The sequence below is a fragment of the Providencia sp. PROV269 genome (genome assembly GCF_028477785.1).
Classification (GTDB): Bacteria; Pseudomonadota; Gammaproteobacteria; order Enterobacterales; family Enterobacteriaceae; genus Providencia; species Providencia rettgeri.
Window position 1 is genome coordinate 389,462 of record NZ_JAMPLV010000005.1, and the last position, 23,974, is coordinate 413,435.

Below are 23,974 nucleotides of genomic sequence, written 5' to 3' on the forward strand. Positions count from 1 at the left end.
GAGCAGCTCAAATTTTCCCTGAAAAATCCTATACTTAAAACGACAGGCGAAAAAAAGCCCACCGAAGCGGGCTTTTCTTTAATAGATTAACAGTTATTTTGCTAGGTTGCACGCAACTTAGCTTGTTATTAATCTGTCGCGCGAAGCTTAGTTGGTGCCTTCATAAAGCGGAAGAAGTCAGTGTCTGGACTCATGACCATCACGTCATCACCACTCTTAAAGCTTTGTTCATAAGCACGTAAGCTACGAATAAACGCATAGAACTCTGGGTCTTGGTTGAATGCATCAGCAAACAATTTTGTTGCCATCGCATCACCTTCACCACGGTAAGTCAATGCGGTACGCTCCGCTTCAGCCAACGTTTCTGTTACTGTTTTATCTGCAACAGCGCGGATCTTAGTCGCTTCTTCTTGACCTTGTGAACGGTGTTGACGTGCAACTGCTTCACGTTCTGCACGCATACGCGCATAAATAGCTTCAGAAACTTCGTTTGGTAGCTCGATACGTTTAATACGTACGTCGACAACTTCAATACCTAACGCCGCCATACTGTTTGCATTCACAACCAGTGGCTTCAGGTTTGTTTCTTCTTCAACACGTTTTGCTGCATCCGCAATCGCTGCATCCGCTTCTTTGGTTGCATCGTCAGTTGCTGTACCTTTGTTCAAAGCATCACGGACATCAATGGTCAAACGGCCACGTGAGTCAGTAATGATATCTTTTACGCTTAAGCGACCAAACTCAGAACGTAAACGGTCACTAAATTTACGTTTTAACAGGGTTTCCGCTTGGAATGGATTACCACCGCCAGTCGCTACATAGTAACGACTGAAATCAGTAACACGCCATTTCAGGTAGGAATCCACCATTAAGTCTTTGTTTTCACTTGTCAGATAGCGGTCAGCCTGAATTTCCAGTGTCTGAATACGTGCATCCAACATTTTTACCGTTTCAATAAATGGTACTTTGAAATGCAGACCCGGCTCATAAATGATCGGTTTGTTTTCAGAATCACGCAGAACCTTACCAAAACGCAAGACAATGCCGCGATCAGTTTGAGGAACAATAAAGATAGATGCGTATGCGACTGCCAAAATGGCCAGAACGATAACAATTAGCGATTTACGCATGATTATTGTCTCCCTACTCTAACTGCATCACCACGAACAGCACTGTTTGGCTGAGCTGATGTTGCGCCATTAGATGACGCGTTATTATTTGGCGTCGCCATTCTGGCTGATGGACTGACTTTCGGTGCTGATGTAGCGTTCGTATTAGCACCACGCATGATTTGATCAAGCGGCAGCACTAACATGCTGTTGCTCTTATCATTTGCTATCACTTTACGTGTATTACCTAATACACGTTCCATCGTTTCGATATATAGACGTTCACGGGTAATCTCAGGTGCAGCACGATATTCAGGCAACATTTTTGCAAAACTTGCCACCTCACCCTCTGCTTTGAAGACCACACTGGCTTTATAAGCTTCAGCTTCTTCAATTAAGCGTTGTGCGTTACCTTTTGCCAGAGGAAGAACTTCGTTTCGATAAGCATGTGCTTCACGAATGGTTTTTTGTTCTTCTTCCCTTGCTGCAATTACATCATCAAATGCGGCTTTAACGTCTTCAGGCGGACGCGCTGCCTGGAAGTTGACGTCAAGCAGTGTGATACCCATTTTGTATGGCGCAATTGTTGCTTCGAGCTCTTTTTGTGTTACATCACGGATAAAAGCACGATTCGTAGTCAGTACTTGCTCCATCGCAGACTGACCGATTACACCACGCACAGCACTATCTAGCGCCTGACGCAGACTATTGTCTGGGTTTGTGACACTAAATAAATATTGCGCAGGGTCGGTAACACGATATTGAACGTTCATTTCAACGCGGATCACGTTTTCATCTGACGTTAACATCATGCCATTTGTCGCTTGTTCACGTACGGTTTCTACGTTGACAGGAATAACTCTATCAATGAAGGTTGGTTTCCAGTTCAAACCAGGCCCAACAACACCACTATATTCACCAAAACGTAATACTACGCCACGGTCACTTTCTTTGATGGTGTAGAAGCCTGAACCTGCCCATACAACAACGATAGCAGCAAGAGCTAACATACCTAAACGGCCGCTGATTTGTGATGGTTGTTTATTATCGCCATCACCACCGCTGCCTTTATTTCCACCAAGCTTGCTGCCTAGTTTACGAAAGAGATCGTCGAGATCATAAGCCCCACGTTTTCGACCACCTTTGTTCCCGCTAGAGTTGCCGCCTTTATTGCCGCTTCCCCACGGATCGCGGTCTTGTCCGTCATTACCGGGCTGATTCCACGCCATGTTTTAGCTCCATTCTTTATGATTGATTTTCAGGGCTAAGAGCGATAGGGCTCTTAATATCAATTCCATTGCCTAACTACATCATTAATCACCAAAACAATTAAATAACGTAGTCAGGTAATTGCTGCTCTTGTTTGCACAGACGCCGCCAATCCACCATTGGCATACGCACCTCAAGGCCAATTGAGCCGTCTTCTTCCTGCCATTCACGTTCGATTGACTGAAGTTGATAGAAACGGCTACGTAAACGGCCTTCATTCGGTGGTAAACGCAATTCAACATGTGCGATTTCACCTGAAAGACGTTCCGTCAATGCCTGTAGCAGCAATGAGATACCATCGCCCGTTTGCGCTGAAACCCAGACACGAACCGGCTTGTTATCCTCATCTCTGTCAATACGCGGGACAAAATCCTCCAGCATATCAACTTTGTTCATCACTAAAAGTGTTGGTATTTCATCCGCTTCGATTTCTTCTAACACACTTTCAACTGCATGAATATTGTCATCCAAGCGATTATCAGCTGCATCGATAACGTGCAGCAGTAACGTTGCTTCACGTGTTTCTTGCAGGGTTGCTTTAAAAGCTGCAACCAAATCATGGGGTAAATGACGGATAAAACCCACAGTATCTGCAAGAACGACAACACCAACATCTTCTACATCAATACGACGAAGTGTTGGGTCAAGTGTTGCAAATAACTGGTCAGCAGCATAAACATCAGCGGCCGTCATGCGGTTAAACAAACTAGACTTACCAGCGTTGGTATAACCGACAAGCGAAATAGTCGGGATATCAGCCTTACTTCTCGCTTGACGCCCTTGTTCACGCTGTTTTTCCACCCGACTAAGACGAGATAAGATTTGTTTAATTTTATCTCTTAATAGCCGGCGGTCAGTCTCAAGTTGAGTTTCACCGGGACCTCGTAAGCCAATCCCGCCTTTTTGTCGCTCTAAGTGCGTCCATCCCCTCACTAAGCGAGTCGATAAATGCCTTAACTGAGCCAATTCAACTTGAAGCTTACCTTCGTGTGTACGTGCGCGTTGAGCAAAAATATCTAAAATTACCCCTGTACGGTCAACCACCTTACATTGGCAAATCCTTTCGAGATTACGTTCTTGAGCAGGGCTTAGAGTATGATTAAACAACACCACATCTGCACCACTTTCCTCAACAGCTTGGGCGATTTCTTCTGCTTTACCTTCCCCAACAAAAAACTTTGGATGAGGGGCTTTACGACTGCCCGTGACTATTTGTACTGGTTTTACGCCAGCAGATGTCACAAGTGACTCAAATTCTGCCAGATTATCAACATCTTTTTCTTGAGAAAAAAAGACATGGACTAATACAGCTAGTTCACCGCCTTCATACCTATCAAACAAGGTGTAACCTCTTAGGCTAAACAATAATTGCAAAGGAAAAACACAGGTACAGTCTCCCTACCCATGCTTTCCTTGTCTTTTAGCGTACAAACTTACTCAGTTACTTCGCCATCTTGCGCTGCAGGGTTACCTGAATGGTAATTACCATTGCCAGTGCTACCCGCAGTACCGCTATGATGAGAAACAGGGCGAGCAGGGACAACAGTAGAGATAGCGTGCTTATAAACCATCTGGCTAACTGTGTTTTTTAATAAAATGACAAATTGGTCAAAAGACTCAATTTGCCCCTGCAATTTGATGCCATTAACGAGATAAATAGAGACCGGAACCCTTTCACGACGTAATGCGTTCAGGAACGGATCTTGCAAAGATTGCCCCTTAGCCATTCTATGTTTTCCTTATTTTGTTGTTTTTAAAAGAGAATCTTTTAGATTCCAAAAAGTAACTACTCAAAAATTGCGCTTAACGTTCTAATTGTACACAAACATCAGTCCTATGCACGCATAACCTGCATAACGGTGCTAAGCGCTTGCTGAGGTTGTTCACTATCTAACCAATGAACATTCTCCCAGCCTCTTAACCAGGTAATTTGACGTTTTGCCAATTGGCGAGTTGCACAAATTCCCCGATAAATCATTTCATCATGGCTAATTTCACCATCTAAATATGACCACATTTGCCGATATCCCACACAACGGATTGAAGGGAGGTCAACATGTAAATCATTTCGTTGATGCAATTTGCGAACTTCTTCTTCAAAACCCGCATCTATCATCAGATGAAAACGTTGTTCTATGCGCTCATGTAAAATTTTACGATCTTGTGGCGCAATAGCAAACTGAAACACATTATAAGGTAATTCTTCCCCAGCTGTTTGTGTCATTTCAGTCAAAGTTTGTCCCGAAATGAGATATACCTCTAAAGCACGGGATAATCTTTGTGGATCGTTAGGGTGGATCCTTGCCGCGGCAACTGGGTCAGCTTCAGTAAGACGACGATGAATTTCTCCCCATCCTTGTTCTTTCGCAATGTGTTCAATTTCAGCACGAACTGTTGGGTCAGCTGAAGGAAGTGGTGAAAGTCCTTCTAATAAGGCTTTAAAATACAACATAGTGCCGCCAACTAATAACGGAATTTTACCTTGTGAGGTAATTTCAGCCATGGCATTTAATGCGTCACGGCGAAAATCGGCAGCGCTGTATGGTAGAGACGGATCGAGGATATCAATCAGACGATGGGGAGCTTGGCTGAGTTCTTCCGCTGTTGGTTTTGCTGTGCCAATATCCATTCCTCGGTAAATTAATGCCGAATCGACACTAATAATTTCCACAGGCAAATGCTTGCGAAGTTCGATCGCCAAAGCGGTTTTACCTGAGGCCGTTGGACCCATTAGGAATATTGCGTCAGGTTTTTTCTGAGTTGCTAAATCACTCATTTGTTAGTGTAGCTACCACGGATTGTAAATTAATTAATTGTAATAATGTTGGTGGGGGATTTTTTACCCACTGAGGGCATACCCGCTCAACATCAGCCAGCAACTGAACAGCCTGTGCTAAACTCCAACTTTCTTCTGTTTTAACCTGTGAAACTGCTTTAGCGAGCCATTGTGCAATCTCTTCGTCAGTGACACTTTCTTTTCTCGATAAAAAATCGAGTAGTTCAGAAAAAAGCTGTGATAAATTTTGTGTTCTTAATGGTAACGATACCGTATGAATTGTTACTTTTCCATGTAATATCGTGGCTTCGATACCAAATATTGTCAATTGTTCCTTGTACCGCTGTAAAACCTCTATTTCATCATTTTTAAGTGACACTTTTAGAGGTATTAACAATGGCTGAGGCTTTAAGGCTCCGCCACCCGGTGACAATTGTGACAATTTCAATAAATAATTAGCTTCCGTTAAGGATAACAGGATTAGCCCCAACGAAGACTCAATTAATGCAAAGTTTTTTGCGTAAATTGTCAATACCTTGCCAAAAAGGTAGTTATCCGCATTTTTTGCTACAGGTTGTGACGATATTGGTGGCGAGTTTATCGGTTTACGCTCAGGAAAAAGCGGTTTTTTATCTTCAGAGGCAACCGGAATTGACATTAAGCTCTGATACAGCTCACCCGCTTTTTTGTCATACGTTGAACCAAACGTTTTTGCTGGCGCATTTTCTGAAAAACCTGACGTTGTCTTCGGTGAAGAAAAAGCGTGATTTGCGGCACTATCCTTTAAGTGGCTGGGCTGGTCATAAGGTATTTTAGACTCTCGAACGGTATTTTCAATGAGCGTATGATTTTCTGTCTTATGTTGCTGCTTGGGAGTCACGTTTGGTGAAGAAAAATAGTTTTCCCCCGCAGAAGGTCGATTTTCTAACTCTATATTTGCTGGTTCAATACCCGGAAGCTCATCAATAGATGCAGCTTCTAATAATACCGTTCGTACCGCTTGATAAATAAAATCATGTACCAAGCGAGCTTGGTGAAAACGAACCTCATGTTTTGCTGGATGTACGTTAACATCAACTTGTTTTGGATCAATCGTCAAATACAAGACATAAGCAGGCTGTTGGTTTTCGTCTAAATGCCCTTCATAGGCTTGGCGAATAGCATGGTTAATCAGGCGGTCACGCATCATACGGCCATTAACATAGCAATATTGCGTTTCGCTACCTGATGTCATTGATGGAGAAACAACCCACCCTTTGATAGCAAGGTCGCTATGTTCCCAAGATAACGCCAAAGCGCCTTGCAGAAAACCCGTACCGCAAATCGTCCCGAGACGCCGCTCTTGCTGCGCTTCATCATGAGCGGCTCGATATTGCTTTACTAATTTCCCGTTGTGAGTCAGGTTAATAGCCACATCAGGACGAGAAAGTGCAATTCGGCGAACAATTTCATCAATATGGCCGAACTCGGTTTTTTCTGTGCGCATAAATTTACGGCGAGCTGGCGTATTATAGAATAAATCTAATACTTCAACCGTTGTGCCATTGGGATGCGCTGCAGGTTTAACCATCACCTCCATATCCCGGCCTTCGGCATATGATTGCCATGCTTCTGTTTGGTCTGCGGGCTTGGATGTCAATGTTAAACGTGAAACGGAACTGATACTCGCTAGCGCTTCACCGCGAAACCCCATACTCATAATAGCTTCAAGGTCATCCAAAGTGGCAATTTTACTGGTCGCATGGCGAGCTAATGCGAGAATCAGTTCATCTTTACCGATACCACAGCCATTATCACGAATACGGATCAGTTTTTCTCCACCACGCTCAATGTCGATATCAATACGCGTTGCCCCGGCATCAAGACTGTTCTCAACGAGCTCTTTAACCACTGACGCAGGCCTTTCGACCACTTCTCCTGCCGCAATTTGGTTGGCTAGCTGTGGGGAGAGAATATGTATTGCCATGTCTTCCCCCCTTATTGTGGTGCCGCTTGTATTGGATTCGCCAAGAAATATTGACGTAATCCTAAATGGATAGCTTCTGCGACTTTGTCTTGGAATTCATTAGATTTTAGCAACTGTTCTTCTGCCGTATTACTAATAAAACCAGTTTCGACTAAAATCGATGGGATATCTGGGGAGCGCAATACACCTAAACTTGCATGCTCAGGTGTTCTTTTATGAATATTACCCACTTTTCGCAGCTGTTCGATCACTTTAACCGCAACATCGTACCCCACACGCTGAGAATGGCCGAATTGTAGATCTAAAACAGCTTGGCTTAAATAAGGGTCCGCACCACTAAGCGCATCACCCGCCCCACCTAATAATTCAGATTGTTTTTCACGTTGTTCGAGCCAACTACCCAGCTCACTGTTTGCACGTCGATTAGACAATACCCACACTGATGCTCCTCGTGCACTGCTATTCGGAGCCGAATCTGCGTGAATTGACACCAACATATTAGCCCCTTTCTTACGTGCCACATCAGAACGGCCACTAACGGAAATAAAATAGTCTCCATCACGTGTCATCGCAGGTTTAAACATTGGGTCGGCTTCAAGACGTTGGTATAACTTACGTGCAACACTAAGAGTCACATCCTTTTCTTTAAAACCATTCTTACCAATCGCACCAGGGTCTTTTCCACCGTGCCCTGCATCAATCGCAATAACTACCTGCTTGCTGCCCTTCGGCATATTTTTATATTTAGTCGGTGTTGGCGTGGCAACAGGTGCAGGATTATTCATCTTCAATGGTTTATCTTGAGCGCTATTTGCCGCTGCTTTAATCGTATTATTGGTTTGATTAAAGGAAGTAGAACCGGATGAATTTCCCGTCGATATCATTAATACCAACTGATATTCACCTGAAACTTGTTTAAGTACTGCTTTCGTTTTAGCTGCACGAGATAGCTCTAAAACTAAGCGTTTGTGTTGATTATCAGAAGGTTGGCTTGCCCGTACTAGTTTTACAAGATCCCCTGCGGGAACTTTAAGCGGTAGGCCAATAATCTCGCCTCGCTGTTTGATATCAACAACAAGGCGCTCAGGTGAATGCAATGGGAAATAGGAGTAATCAGGCTTACCATCAACAAAGCTTAGTACCACTTCTGCTTGTGATGGACTATTGTTAACTTGAATATTCGATAATGTTGCCGCTTGTGTTTTTGCAGCAAACAGCCACATAACGGATACCATAAACAAGACGAAAACAGTAAAAAAACCCTTTTTTGTTATTCTGTGCATTGATGCATTCAACATGAGCAATAGCTTCCTTAGAGTAGGGGTAATGCTTCTAACAACGACTCCCCATTGGCAGAAAAAGCAACAAAGTGAGCCTGACGCCCTTCGCCTTGATAGGTCAGATGGAGCTCAAGATCCGCTTCAGGTAAAAAACCTTTACCTTGTTGCGGCCATTCGACCAAACAGATCGAATTTCCAGAAAAATAGTCACGAATTCCCATAAATTCAAGTTCTTCAGGATCGGCTAACCGATAGAGATCAAAGTGGAAAACTTGACGATCTGCTAATTCATAGGGTTCAACCAATGTGTAAGTTGGACTTTTTACATGGCCTTGATGACCTAGCGCTTGTAAGAAACCTCGGCTAAAGGTGGTTTTCCCTGCACCAAGATCACCGTATAAGTGAATCACAGTGCTTTGATGGCAAGCCTTAGCGATAGCATTACCTAACGCAACAGTTTGCGCTTCATTGGCAAGTTGTATTGTACATTCTTTCATATTGTTCTTTTATTATGTCATTAATAGGCGGTGTCGCCTGTTTATCCTTTAAATGCATAGTTTATATTGCTGATCAAAATGCATAAAGAGATATCAACAAACATCAATATTACCGCTTATATTAACCTAAGATGGGGCTTTTTTCTTAATTAACATTGCTTGAATGATGAGTTCAGAAATATCCTATAATTGTTCTCAATATTGACGGTATTTTTCATGCATTTTGATGAACAACGCAGGTCATGATAGAGTGCCTGCCGTTTTAATCTTTATCAAGATAGGATCTGATGGCAAGATACCTCGATCTCGATCTTCTCGCTCAGAATATTAAACAATGGGGCATTGAAGCAGGTTTCCAACAAGTAGGGATCTGCGATACTGACCTTTCTGCGGAAGAGCCCAAATTACAAGCATGGCTAGACAAACAATTTCATGGCGAGATGGAATGGATGAGCCGCCATGGAATGATGCGAGCCAGACCACACGAACTGCACCCAGGCACGTTACGTGTCATTAGTGTGCGTATGAATTACTTGCCCGCCAAAGCCGCATTTGCCAGTACATTAAATAACCCCGAATTAGGTTATATCAGCCGTTATGCCCTAGGACGAGACTACCACAAGCTATTAAAAAAACGCCTAAAACAACTTTCAGATCGTATTTTAGACTATTGTCGTGAATTTAACGGAGTGATACTGCCCGATGGCACCAGTAGCGATGATCTTAATTTTCGACCTTTTGTCGATTCCGCTCCAATCTTAGAACGCCCTCTTGCAGTTAAAGCAGGTTTAGGATGGACAGGGAAACATTCATTAGTCTTAAATCGTGAAGCAGGATCTTGGTTTTTTCTCGGTGAGTTATTGATTAACTTACCCGTTCCTGTTGATAAACCTGTCGAAGAAGATTGTGGTCGCTGTGTTGCTTGTATGACAACCTGCCCAACAGGTGCGATTGTTGAACCTTACACCGTCGATGCAAGACGCTGTATTTCTTATCTCACAATCGAGCTAGATAGTGCTATCCCAGAAGAATTTCGTCCACTCATGGGAAATCGGATCTATGGTTGCGATGACTGCCAGCTCATTTGCCCGTGGAACCGTTTTTCCCAGCTTACTGATGAAGATGATTTTAGTCCAAGAAAGGACTTACATACACCAGAGCTACTTGACTTGTTCTCATGGGATGAAAAAACCTTTTTAAAGGTGACCGAAGGCTCTGCAATCCGCCGCATTGGTTATATTAAGTGGCTGCGAAATATCAGTGTGGCACTAGGTAATGCACCTTATCAAGACCGTATTGTACTGGCTTTACAAAATAGATTGGGGATCAACGAAATGCTAGATGAGCACTTCCAATGGTCTATACAACAACAGCTTAACCGACGCGATGCAAACCAAGTCACAATTCAAACTTCACAGCAAAAACGCCTTGTACGCGCTATTAACAAAGGTTTACCGAGAGACGCCTAGAAAAAAGCCTGCTATATATCCGGAATGAAGAATTGTCAAATTGATGTGAATAAAATAAAAAATGCTTACCTGACAATAGGTAAAGAATTTGCAAGCTGTGCTAGCCTCATTTTGACAAAATAATTCACAGACCAATAAAATCAACAAGTTATAATAATACAACTTAAACGCTAGAATTAAATAGCACAGCAGGAATTTGTTAATTAGCCTGTGGATAACTCTGTGTAATAAGTTATTTCAAATCGCAATAAAAACTCAGATTGATTGAGTTAGCTGTGGATAACTTTCTAATGTCGCGTTGAAAAGAAAAACACTGATTTTACGTTAACTAGCAATACAAAAGTGACCAAAAAGTAAGATTAAAATGAAAAAACACTCGAAGTAAATAAAAAAGCATATTTTTGTTTATTATTTAAACTTCATGTTTTCATCTTAGAGATGGAAGTAAAACACCCTATTGCTAAGGGGTGGCTATTCTATGGCGCCCTGAAAATGAATGCAAGCACAAATCTGGATATGATCCAAAAAAGATCGCGAAACCCTTTTAGATCCCAGTGTTCAAGGGATAAAAACAGTGAACAAACGCAGTTCATATGCACTAAGTGATTTTACTTAAATAAAATTAAGTTAAATGAATATTATGTGAGATTTAATTAAGAAGAAAAGTTAAGAGATAAAGAAAATATTGGAGCGGGAAACGAGACTCGAACTCGCGACCCCGACCTTGGCAAGGTCGTGCTCTACCAACTGAGCTATTCCCGCATTTGGTGGGTACTATCGAACTAAAACACTAAGAAAGTTTGGAGCGGGAAACGAGACTCGAACTCGCGACCCCGACCTTGGCAAGGTCGTGCTCTACCAACTGAGCTATTCCCGCATCACGAAAATAGTGTTCTAGCTAAAACATCAAGAAAATTTGGAGCGGGAAACGAGACTCGAACTCGCGACCCCGACCTTGGCAAGGTCGTGCTCTACCAACTGAGCTATTCCCGCATCACATTTCTGGATGTTTCACGTGCCGACTCAATAACAAAAACTTCATCGGTACGGGGAGCGCATTATACGAAAAATTCAGATACTAGCAAGCCCTTGCGCTCAAAATTTTTATTTTTTTATTCGTTTGCTGACAATTCAATCACAATGGTGATTTTATCAACACCCGTTGTAATAAACTGATTTCAATACGTTAACATTGTTAACTTATTGAGAAAAAACCGCGAATGAAAGTCGCCAATGGCGACTTTCATAACGAATCATTTATTCTTTAATAAATGTTTCCCGATAATAAGCCAGTTCAGCGACCGATTCACGAATATCATCAAGAGCTTGGTGGGTATTTTTCTTCGAAAACCCTGCTAAAATTTCAGGTTTCCAGCGACGTGCAAGTTCTTTAAGTGTACTAACATCAAGATAACGATAATGAAAATAGCGTTCTAATTCAGGCATGTAGTTAAATAGAAAACGCCTGTCTTGCCCAACACTATTCCCACAAATCGGTGATGCCCCTTGGGGAACCCATTTTTCTAAAAACTCAATGGTGGCTAGCTCAGCTTCACGCTCACTCACGGTACTTTTGCGCACACGTTCAACTAAACCACTATTGGTGTGAGTGCTTACATTCCACTCATCCATTAAAGCAAGTTGTTCATTCGTTTGATGAACTGCAATTACAGGGCCTTCTGCTAAAATATTAAGATGGCTATCTGTTACAATAGTCGCTATTTCAATAATACGATCACGAACAGGATCGAGCCCCGTCATTTCTAAATCGATCCAAATTAAATTATTCTCATTCTTTTGCATGATATACCCTAACTGCATTCTATGAAGTTAAGGTATGATAGCACTCTTCATGCCTTCAGTGACAGGCGTGAGTAACCCCTAAAATACAGCCCATAGTAAAGAGAGGACAGGTGGCTAAACAGAAACTTTCGAAAGGCCAACAGCGCCGAGTTCAAGAAAATCATCAAAAAAGACTTAAAAAGCAAAAAACAGTTGAAATTGATGATAGCCAATTAGGTGAAGCACAAGAAGGCTTAGTCATTAGCCGTTTTGGGCAACATGCTGACATTCAAGCAAGTGACGGGACTATCCAGCGCTGTAACTTGCGTAGAACTATTTCATCCCTCGTAACAGGGGATAACGTGGTGTGGCGGCCAGCCTTGAACACACAGAGCGATATCAAAGTAAATGGCATCGTCGAAGCTGTTCATGAACGCCGTTCTGTTCTAACTCGTCCCGATTATTATGATGGCTTAAAACCGATTGCTGCTAATATTGACCAAATTGTCGTAGTTTCCGCTATTTTACCTGAGCTTTCGCTGAATATTATTGACCGCTATTTAGTTGCCTGCGAAACCACAGGGATTAAGCCTGTTATCGTTCTCAATAAAGTCGACCTACTCGACGACGAAAACCGTGAGTGGGTAAGCGATTTAATGACGATTTATAGCAATATTGGCTATCAAGTTCTCGAAGTTTCAAGCCATACCAACGAAGGCATGGAAGCACTTACTAACGCGCTAGCAGGTAAAGTTTCAGTATTTGTTGGGCAGTCTGGTGTGGGCAAATCAAGTTTATTAAATGCATTACTCCCTCACAATGAAGAAATGATTTTAGTCAATGAGGTTTCAGACAACTCAGGGCTAGGGCAACATACAACAACAACAGCTCGTTTATACCACTTCCCGTTGGGCGGCGATGTGATTGACTCCCCTGGTGTGCGCGAATTTGGTTTATGGCATTTAACAACGGAACAAGTGACCAAAGGATTTGTCGAATTTAAAGATTACCTTGGTGGCTGTAAATTCCGTGACTGTAAACATTTAGATGATCCAGGTTGTCTGTTACGTGAAGCCGTAGAAGCAAATAAAATTGCTGAATCACGTTTTGAAAACTACCATCGCATTTTAGAAAGCATGGAACAAATCAAACCTCGTGGCAATTTTACGGCAAAAGATAAATAATGTTAGTGAGTGCTTACAATTAACTCCCTAACGCTAAGACAGCTCTAAATAATTTAATTACGGTTAGCCTGTTACGCGACCGTTTGAAATATGATGAGTAAACTGTGTACAATAGCCGCCCTTTTGCTAACATACCTTTAAAAATCAGAGGTTAACGTGCTAGATAAAATTAAAATTCGCTTGCAATATATGCTTCCAAAACAATGTCTTACTGAATTTGCAGGCTGGTTTGCAAGCCGCAATGCGGGTTTCATGACACAATGGGCAATTAAACTGTTCGCAAAAGCCTATAAAGTCAACATGAATGAAGCGCAAAAAAGCGAACTTACTGCTTATGCCACTTTTAATGATTTCTTTATCCGTCTGCTAAAAGAAGGCGCACGCCCGATTGTCGAAAAAGAGCACCAACTTGCTCAACCTGCTGACGGTGCAGTTAGCCAATTAGGCCCGATTAATGATGACCTTATCTTCCAAGCTAAAGGCCATAATTACACAGTGGAAGCGTTACTTGCAGGCCAATACCAATTAGCGGAACGTTTTCGTGGTGGTGACTTTATTACCACTTACCTCTCCCCGAGTGACTATCACCGTGTACACATGCCGTGTGACGGTTTGCTCAAAGAGATGATTTATGTTCCTGGCGATTTATTCTCTGTAAATCCGTTGACGGCACAAAATGTTCCCAATCTATTTGCACGTAATGAACGCTTGATTTGTGTCTTTGACACCCCTGTCGGCCTAATGGTACAGATCCTCGTCGGTGCAACCATCGTTGGTAGTATTGAAACCGTATGGAGCGGTTGCGTTAACTCCTCTCGTGAAGGCGTCATTAAGCGTTGGGTTTACCCTGAGTTAGACTCTGAAGGGGCTGTTTTCTTGAAAAAAGGTGAGGAAATGGGACTGTTTAAATTGGGTTCAACAGTGATTAATTTATTTGAACCTAACAAAGTGACATTTAATTCATCACTAATCCCCGGTTATGCAACTCGCATGGGCGAATTACTCGCTGAAACTGTTGCAAATACAGTGACAGAAGAATCCATCGACGTTTAGTTAAATTATTATCTCTTGAAGGAGCTCCTCACTGTGCGTGTGATTATCAGTTTTTTTCTTAGTCTGTTAATCGTTTTCTCTTCCGTTGCAGCACCAACTGCAGCGCAGGATGAAGCACAGATTAAGCAGGAGCTCAAACAACTTGAGTCAAGCACCAACCCCAAAGATGCAGAGATAGCACAAGCATTACAGGGTGCTTTGAATTGGATGAGTGAAACACGAGAGTCCGATGCAAAAGCCAAATCTTATCAAGAAGCCATTGATAACTTTCCTAGAATTATCAAAGAAATAAGACAAAAAATTCTTAATGAAAGTGATGAGCCGGCCCCAATACCAGTGGGTATCAGCTTAGGTGAACTTGAACAACGTATTATTCAGCTTAGCAGCCAATTACTCGATCAAAGCCGCTTAACTCAGCAAGAGCAAGATAAAGGCCGCGAAATCAGTGAATCATTAAATATTCTGCCACAACAGCTTTCTGAAGCCAGACGTTTACTCACTGAAGCCACTTCGCGCTTTCAGTCTCTGAGTACACCGTCAACGCCATTAGCCGATGCCCAGTATACATTGGCTCAAGCCGAAGTAAGTGCTCGCAAGTCAACGGTTAATGAACTGGAAATGGCGCAGCTTTCTGCCAATAACCGCCAAGAAATCTCACGCCTTACGTTGGAATTATACAAAAAACGCTATCAACGTATGGAACTTGAGTTACAAAACCTACGTGATTTCCAAAATACCCAACGCCAACAAAAAGCAATTTTAGCGTTAGAACACACGGAAATGTTGGCCGCACAAGGGGAACTAACGCCATTTTTAACTGAGCAGCTTGATATTAACCGCAAAATGTCTCAGGAATTAACCGCTCAGGCACAGCGCATGAGCGCTATCACTAATAGCCAAGCAGAAATTTCAACCAGTATCCGTGATGCTCGCCAAGCACTCACAACTATTCGCGAGCAAGCTCAGTGGATCAGCAGTTCAAGTACATTAGGGGAAGCTCTCAGAACACAACTTTCTCGTTTGCCTGATATCCCCAAAAGCCAACAACTTGATCGTGAAATGGCTGATTTACGCGTACAACGCTTAAATTATGAAGATAGCCTCGATAGATTAGGTAAAGTAGATACAACCGAGCAAGAAACCGAGCATGAGCTTAATGCAGCTCAAGTGCAAGTTTATCAGTCATTAATTAAAACCCGCCGAGAGCTACTGACCTCTTTAATTTCAGGCCTCGATGCTGAAATGTTAGAGCTAACGAAGCTTAATGTCGCTACTGGGCAATTAACCGATGCATTAAAAGAAGTCAAAGATGCTTCCAACCGTTATCTTTTCTGGGTCGCAGATGTTCCACCAATAAGCATCAGCTATCCTGTCATGTTAGTAACTGATATTACTCAATTACTTTCACTGGATACCTTGTCCCAACTTGCTGGTGCACTGAACGTTATGCTGACAACTCAAGATACCTTTTTGTATCTTCTTGGTTCGATAGCATTAGTCATTTTCAGTATTAGCACGCGTAAGCACTACCAAGCATTTCTTGACCGTTCCAGTTTACGTATTGGTAAGGTGACACAAGACCGGTTCTACTTAACCATTCGAACTATTTTCTGGTCAATTATTGTTGCTCTTCCTCTACCTATGATGTGGTCAGCCATCGGCTATGGCTTACAAAGTGCATGGCAATACCCCATGGCCGCGGCGATAGGTTATGGTGTCAGTGCGACGACACCTTTATTGTGGCTGTTTATGATCAGCGAAACCTTTTCTCGTCCAACCGGGCTATTTATTTCTCACTTCGGTTGGGACAAAGATTCCGTTAAACGTGCGATGCGTTATTACCGAATGGCGATTTTTGTCATCGTTCCATTAGTGATGGCAATTATTACCTTTGAACATTATAGCGATAGGGAATTTGCAGCCAGTATTGGTCGTTTCTGTTTTATCTTTTTATGTGTCGCACTTAGCTTAATTACCAACAACTTGCGTCGTTCACAAATCCCTCTCTATTTAGATAGACATGGGTCCGGTGAGAATATCGTTAATAAGGCCTTGTGGTGGATGATATTACTCGCACCTATTGTTGCTGGGTTCTTCTCCATTTTAGGTTATTTCTCAACCTCACAGGCCCTGCTTGCACGTTTAGAAACTTCTGTCGCCATTTGGTTTGTCATCCTTATCGTTTATCATACTATTCGCCGTTGGATGTCGATGCAGCGCCGTAAATTAGCCTTCGAGCGTGCGAAACAACGCCGTGCTGAGATATTGGCGCAACGTGCTAAAGGTGAAGACGATAGCCAGCAAGCAAACGCCAGTAGCGAAGGAAATATTGATATCGAAGAACAGGTTATCGACTTGGATACCATTAGCACCCAATCTGTGGGGTTAGTTCGTTCGATTTTAACCATGATTGCCTTGGTTTCATTAATTTGGCTATGGTCTGAGCTACATACTGCATTCTCTTTCCTTGAAAATATTCGCTTATGGGATGTGACCTCAACGGTTAATGGCGTTGATACGGTACAACCTATCACCATGGGCTCTATTTTCATTGCTATTTTGACTATTATCGTTACTGCCCAATTAGTTCGTAACTTACCCGCTTTACTTGAGCTGGCAGTACTCCAACATTTGGATTTAACGCCAGGTACCGGTTACGCTATCAGCACACTAACCAAGTATACGATTACTATTATCGGGACCATTGTTGGCTTCTCTATGTTAGGGATTGAGTGGTCAAAACTACAATGGCTTGTAGCGGCGATGGGGGTCGGGCTTGGTTTTGGCTTACAAGAAATCTTCGCTAATATTATCTCAGGGTTGATGATCTTATTTGAAAAACCGATCCGGATTGGAGATACAGTAACTATCCGTAACTTGACCGGCAGTATTACCAAGATCAATACCCGTGCAACCACGCTAACAGATTGGGACAGAAAAGAAATTATTGTGCCAAATAAGGCATTTATTACTGAACAATTTATTAACTGGTCACTTTCTGACACGATCACACGTATTGTCATGACGATTCCTGCACCTTCTGATGCCAATAGTGAATTAGTGACAGATACTATTTTACGTGCAGCTCAACGCTCTACGATGATTTTAGACAACCCGGCACCTGAAGTGTATCTTGTTGATTTACAACAAGGTATTCAGATTTTTGAATTACGTGTCTATGCCGCAGAAATGGGCCACCGGTTACCTGCGCGCCATGAAATACATCAAAACATCCTAGTATCCTTTGCTGAACAAGGGATTACCTTGCCATTCCCACCATTCCAAGCAAGGGTGGATGTCCGTGATAACTCTCTGCAAAGTGCGACAAACAATCTTTCAGGACGTAATCCAAGCCGTAAATCTGGGGAACTGTAAGCCGTATTATGCCATTACAATTAGATGAAAAAGACGAATTAGTGATATTGAGGATCGCCCAACTTGAACGTGTTGGGTCGATTTTATTCTTTTTGATTCCATTAATTATCTTATTAATTGTTGGGAAAGCTTTTGCATTTAATACGCTATATCTTTGGCAAGTGTATTGTGCGGTTTATATCGTCGGGTTTCGTGTACTTTGTGGCAAGCTATCATCGAAACAGCAGCAGCTTGCCATTCGTCGAGGCTGGGGAAATAACCGTTTTTATCGGCTTTCTTGGTGCTATCTTGTATTATCGGTTGTCATACTGGTGGGATACAAAATCGTATCCCACACATCTGCTTAATCGTTAGCTGGCTTTAAAACCATACGATTTAATATAACCTTCCGCTAATTTTTGTGCCTGCTGTAATTCTTCAGGACTTAACTGCTCCGCAATCTTATTCTGTAGACGATGACTTTCTGCGTTACCACTGTAAACCGCAGTTGCAAGCCATGCGTAGGCTTGCTGCAAGTTTTTCTTCACGCCACGTCCTTCAGAGTACATGACACCTAAGCGGTCTTGAGACTTAGCATCTTTTTGTTTCGCGGCTTTTCTAAACCAGAAGACCGCCTTCTCATCATCTAAATCAACACCACTACCAATCGAGTACATTTGGCCTATCTGGAATTGAGCCAGTATATTCCCGCCCTGCGCAGCTTTTCTAAACCAAAATGCCGCTTTTTCTAGGTTTTGAGTAACACCTAAGCCTTGCGCGTACATCATCGCCATGTTTGTTTCAGCTCGGGTATCACCTTGAGCAGCGGCTTGTTCGTACCACAGCATCGCTTTGTCATAATCACGACGCACACCAAAACCATTTACGAACATCGTGCCAAGGCGGAATTGCGCATCTGAATTCCCTTGGTTTCCTGCCTTGATGAACCACTCAGCCGCAGCTTTAGAATCTTGAGAAACACCTAACCCTTTAAAATAACGCTCACCTAGCTGGAATTGGGCTTTAGGGTCACCTTTTTGCGCTAACTGCGTAATTTGTTCAATCGAGGGCTCTTGTGCTACTGTTGCCGATGCTGGCGCAGTGGTAGGTTTAGCAGTTAAAACGGAACTAAAACAAATCGAGCCTAACAACAGTACTAACGCAATTCTTTTCATCCTAAGGAACCCTCAACAGTGCAATATGCAACCTGTGAAAACAGTGCTATCCATTAATATCGACCTAAACACTCATCCCCCTAGTTTAAATTTACTTTTTGTCAGAAAAAATAGGAAAAGTGACCTAAATTTCACAAAAAGCACGTTTCGCTGTATTTTCACTGTGGGAACTTACGTTTCTAGTCTAATTGCGATAATAAAAAACCAGATAAACATATTGCCTATCTGGTTTCTCTATTTCAAATAACAAAATGAATTATGCGTTATTAAGGTATTTATTTCTCAGATAACGAGCAACAGCATCATCACTATTCGAGCCAATGACTTCCATGTGTGGTAACGCATCTTTTAGCAACTGATGTGCATTTTGCATGATGCAGCCTTTTCCGGCCATCGTCAGCATTTCTTTGTCATTCATACCATCACCAAACGCAATGCTATCACTCGGTGTATAGCCATGTAGAGCAGCTACTTGCTTCAAAGCTTCCCCTTTAGAAACAGTACCAGCCATAACTTCTAAACAGCTACGCAGTGAAAACGTTACATTCACTCTATCTTGCCAGCGAGCTTGAATACGGCGTTGTAAATCCACCAGCAAATCATGATCTTCACTGGTGTAGTAAACTTTACAGACCTCAGAGGTGACAAAATTGTGGCGGTCAAACAACTGGTAGTTAAATACCGATTCTTTAAAAAATTCTTTTTGTTCAGGGCTTTCACGGTTGATAAACCAATCATCACCATGGTAGTAATTAGTGACAAGCTCAGGGTTATCAAATTCCATTAAACACAGCTCATGAGCAATTTGAGGGGCAACATTGTGCTCAAAAATTAAGTCACCACGGGTATTATGGATCCGCGCACCATTAGACGTGATCATATACGCATCGATGCCTAAACCATCACGGATTTGAGCAACATCCACATGGTGACGGCCTGTTGCAAACACAAAATGCACATCTTGCGAAGTTACTAGCTGTTTCAAAGTGTCTTTTGTATAAGACGTTAAGTCATGATTGGGAGATAACAGTGTCCCATCCAAATCGGAAGCAACTACAGGATATTTCATATTCAAACCCTAACTAATACTGCTCAAAAAAATCACAGATAGCATTGAGCGCCATCGCTCTTAATGCATCCACTTCAAATAGGATTTCATGGTGTGCCCCTTCAATAATGAGAGGTAATTTTTCTTCTCGTCCTATTTGCGCTTTTTGTCGGCTTTGACAAAAAGCTTGTAGCTCTTTATTGCTGACCACTTTTTCTTCACTGGCTTCCAACACCATCAGTGGCACATCAATTTCTCCCGCTTTCGCAATTAGCTCATCGCCAATCACAAAACTTTCACGTAGCCAATGATAAGTTGGCCCACCCAAGCGTAATTCAGGATAATCGGCATAATAACGTAAGTAGCGCCGATAACGCTCCGAGCTGTGTGTTAATACATTGATTAAATAAGGTAATGGCTGCCATTTCCCAGTAGAGGCCGCGTAATCATTACGAACGCTTTCGCGCGATTCCGCTCTATCAACAATAAAGCTCGCCATCCAACGAGGCATGGGTAAATTAATACCAATCATCGGTGCACATAAGGTTGCGGCATCAAATGTGACGTTATCTCGCAACAAATACCCTGCTAAAATAGCACTTCCCATTGAATGTGCTAATGCATAACATTTTGGGTAATGCCGATATTTAACCTCAAGCTCAATAAACTTTTCAAAATCGTCAATGTAATCAGTGAATTTTTCAACATGGCCTTTTTGAGGATCAGCTAACATGCGCCCTGATCGCCCTTGACCACGATGATCAATAATAAAAACATCATAGCCTAAATGATAAAAATCATAAGCCACTTCAGGGTACTTCACATAGCTTTCACTACGCCCCGGTGAAATGACTATCGCTTTATGGTGCTTTGGATGAATAAAACGGACATAGTGAATGGGAATATCATCAACTCCCATAAATTGAGATTCTTCTCGATGTTGCCAGAAATCTAAAAGCGGGCCATTTGTAAAAGCAGAAAATTGAGTTTCTCGATTCAGCCAACTCTCTTTTAGGTTTTCAGGCGTCATCCTGCAGTTTCCTTATTTATTCATTCATAACCTTCAAGATGGTCTTGGATAAGTGCCATAAATGCCACTCCAAAACGTTCGAGTTTACGCTCGCCAACACCATTAATTAACAATAATTCGGCAGGTGAAGTTGGAGTGTGCTCAGCCATTTCAATTAATGTTGCATCATTAAACACGACAAATGGTGGAATATTTTCTTCATCTGCAATGGACTTACGTAATTTACGCAGTTTCGCAAATAATTTTTTATCATAATTGCCATGATAAATTTTGTTTTGTTGATTACGGCTTTTTACCACTAAAACACGCGGAACTGCTAGTTTTAGTGCCGCTTCACCCCGTAATATAGGCCGTGCAGCCTCAGTTAATTGAAGCGCTGAAAAATGCGTAATATTCTGAGTGATCATACCTAAATGGATCAATTGGCGAATCACACTAACCCAATGTTCATTACTTTGTTCTTTACCGATACCGTAAACAGGCAGTTTGTCATGGCCTAAATCACGGATACGTTGATTATTAGCACCACGCAATACCTCTACAATATAGCCGATACCAAACCGCTGACCAACACGATAAATACAGGATAGCGCTTTTTGCGCATCCACTAACCCATCGTACTGTTTTGGCGGGTCTAAGCAAATATCACAGTTACCACAAGGCTGCTGACGATTTTCGCCAAAATAATTGAGTAACACCAAACGACGGCAGGTTTGTGCTTCAGCAAAAGCCGCGATGGCATTCAGCTTATGCCGTTCGATATCTTGCTGCATACCTGCAGGTTTTTCCTCAAGGCAACGACGTAACCATGCCATATCGGCCGGGTCATAAAATAAAATGGCTTCGGCCTCAACACCGTCACGCCCTGCTCGCCCTGTTTCTTGATAATACGCTTCGATATTACGTGGAATATCGAAATGAGCAACAAACCGAACGTTTGATTTATTAATTCCCATCCCAAAAGCCACTGTCGCCACGACAACTTGCAGATTATCTTTTAGAAATGCGTCTTGTACCCACTCCCGTTGAGCAGCCTCTAACCCTGCATGGTATGCTGCAACGCTTAGGCCTCGTTTTTGCAAGCGCTCTGTCGTTTCTTCAACCTTACTGCGACTGTTACAATAAACAATACCCGCTTTTCCTTTTTGGCCTTTAATAAAAAACCAAAGTTGATCTAACGGTTTATATTTTTCGACTAAGGTATAACGAATATTTGGCCTATCAAAGCTACTCACATGAACTAATGGCTCATGTAGCTCCAATAAGCGAATAATGTCTGCACGTGTGGTTTCATCTGCAGTTGCGGTTAACGCCATCACGGGTACATTAGGTAATGATTGCCGTAATTGGCCTAGTGCACGATATTCAGGGCGAAAATCGTGTCCCCATTGAGAAATACAGTGGGCTTCATCCACGGCTAGCAAAGTGATATTCCACCCTGCTAATTGGCTTAGGAAATAATCAGTTAATAGCCGTTCAGGGGCAACATAAAGTAATTTTATTTCCCCCTGACTGCACAGCTCCATGATTTGACGCTGTTCTTGTGACGTTTGTGATGAATTTAAACATGCCGCATTAACCCCATGTAACCTTAATTGGTCAACTTGGTCTTTCATTAATGATATTAATGGCGAAACGACCAGTGTGACCCCCTCTTTAACTAAAGCAGGGACCTGGTAGCAAAGGGATTTACCGCCCCCTGTTGGCATTAACACTAAGCAATCACGGTTATCTAAAATGGCCCCAATGACAGCATCTTGCCCGGGGCGAAATGACTGATAACCAAATGTACTATTAAGCACATGTTCAGCCAATGAAAGTTGGTTAATGACGCAAGCTGTGGACACAAACTTCCTCAATCGATAAAACAAGCCGCTGCCCAATTGAGCAGCGAAGTTGTTGATTTATGACTTGGTATTTCACTCAGAACTGAATAGAGCACTGAGTTTTTCTTCCATTACAACATATCGTTTAGCATAACACCGATACCAAAACGGGTTTGGCGATAATTGTAGTCTATCATCGACTCACCATATCCGCTAAACAACTGGGTATAAAAACGCACATGTTTACTAATTGGATAACTCCACCCCAACTCTGCACCACCGTAACCGGTATTCCAGTTATAGCGTCCAGTCGTAGTAAATACGCTATCTCCCAATGCATATCCTACCTTTAAGCGATAGTAGCCCATGTATTTGGTAATATCAGAATTATCATCACGCCCTTCACTTTCATGAATGCGGTACCAAGGTTTAAGGTCAACTTGCCAATTACCATTTTGCGCCATTGCCCTCGCATATACACGGTTCCAGCTGCGAGAGGTCGGTTCTGAGCGCCCATTTGACTCGTGGTTAAAGCCCGTTTCAATCTCACGTAACGTCCAACCCGCAAATTGGTAGTCAGTTAGCCAGCCAACAAACACCTGAGGCTCATAGTTGGTTTCTCTAAATGGTGAAGATTCTTTTTTATTGCTTAACTGCCACCAAGAACGTTGAGTATAAGAAACGGCTAAAATGGAATCATCACCAGCAATACCGGCCCATAATGGAAAAGCTAAACTTAGTTGAAATTTAACTTCATCCTTTAACGCATCATCGCCCCAATTATAGCTAGAAATCGCTTTTTTATTCATCGAGGAGGTATAGGTATAAATGATGTAATTCGATTCATACGGATACAATACAAATGGATTATCATGGTGTTGTAGTAATCCTGAAATGATGCTTCCACGTATTGGTAGGGTATTTTTGACATCTTGTTCAGGCTGAATACTTGTATTTTCAGTCGCAAACAGTGAAGCAGACCAAAAGCTGAGCACTGCACTTAACAAAATCGGTAAAGCGCGCATTAGTCATTCCTATTTCAACATCGTCCAAAAAAAGTTTGTCCTATTTTACACACAAAACTGAATAACTGTTGAAAGATTATTCATTCGTTTGTTAGAGACATAATTTACACGTAATGTTAACTTATTATTTA

General features: G+C 42.2%; 19 protein-coding genes and 3 tRNA genes. 5 read left to right on the forward strand and 17 right to left on the reverse strand.

What is annotated here, in order from left to right; translation table 11 throughout:
• Positions 1-128 precede the first annotated feature (128 nt).
• From hflC to tsaE, 8 genes are all read right to left on the reverse strand, one after another.
• Positions 129-1,130 carry a protease modulator HflC gene (hflC, locus tag PR683_RS09815; protein ID WP_109912137.1) on the reverse strand — a complete coding sequence of 334 codons (1,002 nt, stop codon included), beginning with the start codon at positions 1,128-1,130 and terminating at the stop codon, positions 129-131.
• Between the two features lie 2 nt (positions 1,131-1,132).
• Positions 1,133-2,338, reverse strand: a complete 1,206-nt coding sequence (hflK, locus tag PR683_RS09820) for an FtsH protease activity modulator HflK (RefSeq protein ID WP_209101667.1) — start codon at positions 2,336-2,338, stop codon at positions 1,133-1,135.
• 100 nt (positions 2,339-2,438) lie between these two features.
• On the reverse strand, positions 2,439-3,719 hold the full coding sequence (gene hflX / locus PR683_RS09825; RefSeq protein WP_272581776.1) for a ribosome rescue GTPase HflX: 1,281 nt from the start codon (positions 3,717-3,719) through the stop codon (positions 2,439-2,441).
• Between the two features lie 92 nt (positions 3,720-3,811).
• Complete coding sequence (hfq, locus tag PR683_RS09830; protein WP_004906005.1) at positions 3,812-4,105, reverse strand: RNA chaperone Hfq; 294 nt, start codon at positions 4,103-4,105, stop codon at positions 3,812-3,814.
• A gap of 107 nt (positions 4,106-4,212) precedes the next feature.
• A complete protein-coding gene (gene miaA / locus PR683_RS09835) occupies positions 4,213-5,154 on the reverse strand; it encodes a tRNA (adenosine(37)-N6)-dimethylallyltransferase MiaA (RefSeq protein WP_109912139.1) in 942 nt (313 codons plus the stop codon).
• On the reverse strand, positions 5,147-7,120 hold the full coding sequence (gene mutL, locus PR683_RS09840) for a DNA mismatch repair endonuclease MutL (RefSeq protein WP_196719592.1): 1,974 nt from the start codon (positions 7,118-7,120) through the stop codon (positions 5,147-5,149). Before mutL ends, miaA begins: the two co-directional genes overlap by 8 nt.
• Positions 7,121-7,131: 11 nt before the next feature.
• Entirely contained in the window at positions 7,132-8,418 is a 1,287-nt protein-coding gene (amiB, locus tag PR683_RS09845) for an N-acetylmuramoyl-L-alanine amidase AmiB (RefSeq protein WP_272581777.1), read from the reverse strand.
• A gap of 14 nt (positions 8,419-8,432) precedes the next feature.
• On the reverse strand, positions 8,433-8,897 hold the full coding sequence (gene tsaE / locus PR683_RS09850; RefSeq protein WP_004907392.1) for a tRNA (adenosine(37)-N6)-threonylcarbamoyltransferase complex ATPase subunit type 1 TsaE: 465 nt from the start codon (positions 8,895-8,897) through the stop codon (positions 8,433-8,435).
• 287 nt (positions 8,898-9,184) lie between these two features.
• On the opposite strand from tsaE, the gene queG reads away from it, so the two are divergent.
• Positions 9,185-10,366, forward strand: coding sequence for a tRNA epoxyqueuosine(34) reductase QueG (gene queG, locus PR683_RS09855; RefSeq protein ID WP_110731582.1), 1,182 nt, complete (start codon positions 9,185-9,187; stop codon positions 10,364-10,366).
• A 686-nt stretch (positions 10,367-11,052) separates the two neighbouring features.
• On the opposite strand, the gene PR683_RS09860 is transcribed toward queG, so the two are convergent.
• The 4 genes from PR683_RS09860 to orn form a co-directional block, all read right to left on the reverse strand.
• Positions 11,053-11,128, reverse strand: a tRNA-Gly gene (locus tag PR683_RS09860).
• Positions 11,129-11,167: 39 nt separating this feature from the next.
• Positions 11,168-11,243 (reverse strand) — tRNA-Gly (locus PR683_RS09865).
• Between the two features lie 40 nt (positions 11,244-11,283).
• A tRNA-Gly gene (locus PR683_RS09870) sits at positions 11,284-11,359 on the reverse strand.
• 264 nt (positions 11,360-11,623) lie between these two features.
• Positions 11,624-12,169 (reverse strand): oligoribonuclease, encoded by a 546-nt coding sequence (gene orn, locus PR683_RS09875; RefSeq protein WP_110731581.1) that lies wholly within the window; start codon positions 12,167-12,169, stop codon positions 11,624-11,626.
• A 110-nt stretch (positions 12,170-12,279) separates the two neighbouring features.
• On the opposite strand from orn, the gene rsgA reads away from it, so the two are divergent.
• The 4 genes from rsgA (at position 12,280) to PR683_RS09895 (ending at position 18,107) form a co-directional block, all read left to right on the forward strand.
• Entirely contained in the window at positions 12,280-13,332 is a 1,053-nt protein-coding gene (gene rsgA / locus PR683_RS09880; RefSeq protein ID WP_109912144.1) for a small ribosomal subunit biogenesis GTPase RsgA, read from the forward strand.
• Positions 13,333-13,488: 156 nt separating this feature from the next.
• On the forward strand, positions 13,489-14,385 hold the full coding sequence (asd, locus tag PR683_RS09885; protein ID WP_004907387.1) for an archaetidylserine decarboxylase: 897 nt from the start codon (positions 13,489-13,491) through the stop codon (positions 14,383-14,385).
• Positions 14,386-14,418: 33 nt separating this feature from the next.
• Complete coding sequence (gene mscM, locus PR683_RS09890) at positions 14,419-17,760, forward strand: miniconductance mechanosensitive channel MscM (protein WP_109912145.1); 3,342 nt, start codon at positions 14,419-14,421, stop codon at positions 17,758-17,760.
• A gap of 8 nt (positions 17,761-17,768) precedes the next feature.
• On the forward strand, positions 17,769-18,107 hold the full coding sequence (locus PR683_RS09895) for a hypothetical protein (RefSeq protein WP_004907384.1): 339 nt from the start codon (positions 17,769-17,771) through the stop codon (positions 18,105-18,107).
• Positions 18,108-18,110: 3 nt separating this feature from the next.
• Here the strand turns inward: PR683_RS09895 and PR683_RS09900 are convergent, their stop codons facing one another.
• From PR683_RS09900 to pldA, 5 genes are all read right to left on the reverse strand, one after another.
• Positions 18,111-18,914: a tetratricopeptide repeat protein gene (locus PR683_RS09900; RefSeq protein WP_109912146.1), complete on the reverse strand. Its 804-nt coding sequence runs from the start codon at positions 18,912-18,914 to the stop codon at positions 18,111-18,113.
• A gap of 256 nt (positions 18,915-19,170) precedes the next feature.
• Complete coding sequence (gene yigL, locus PR683_RS09905; RefSeq protein ID WP_004907381.1) at positions 19,171-19,983, reverse strand: sugar/pyridoxal phosphate phosphatase YigL; 813 nt, start codon at positions 19,981-19,983, stop codon at positions 19,171-19,173.
• Positions 19,984-19,996: 13 nt separating this feature from the next.
• Positions 19,997-20,992 carry a lysophospholipase L2 gene (gene pldB / locus PR683_RS09910; RefSeq protein ID WP_004907380.1) on the reverse strand — a complete coding sequence of 332 codons (996 nt, stop codon included), beginning with the start codon at positions 20,990-20,992 and terminating at the stop codon, positions 19,997-19,999.
• A 20-nt stretch (positions 20,993-21,012) separates the two neighbouring features.
• The gene (gene recQ / locus PR683_RS09915) at positions 21,013-22,839 is read right to left on the reverse strand and encodes an ATP-dependent DNA helicase RecQ (protein WP_110731580.1); all 1,827 of its coding nucleotides are present in this window, start codon (positions 22,837-22,839) and stop codon (positions 21,013-21,015) included.
• A gap of 110 nt (positions 22,840-22,949) precedes the next feature.
• Entirely contained in the window at positions 22,950-23,843 is an 894-nt protein-coding gene (gene pldA, locus PR683_RS09920) for a phospholipase A (protein WP_004907375.1), read from the reverse strand.
• Positions 23,844-23,974 lie beyond the last annotated feature (131 nt).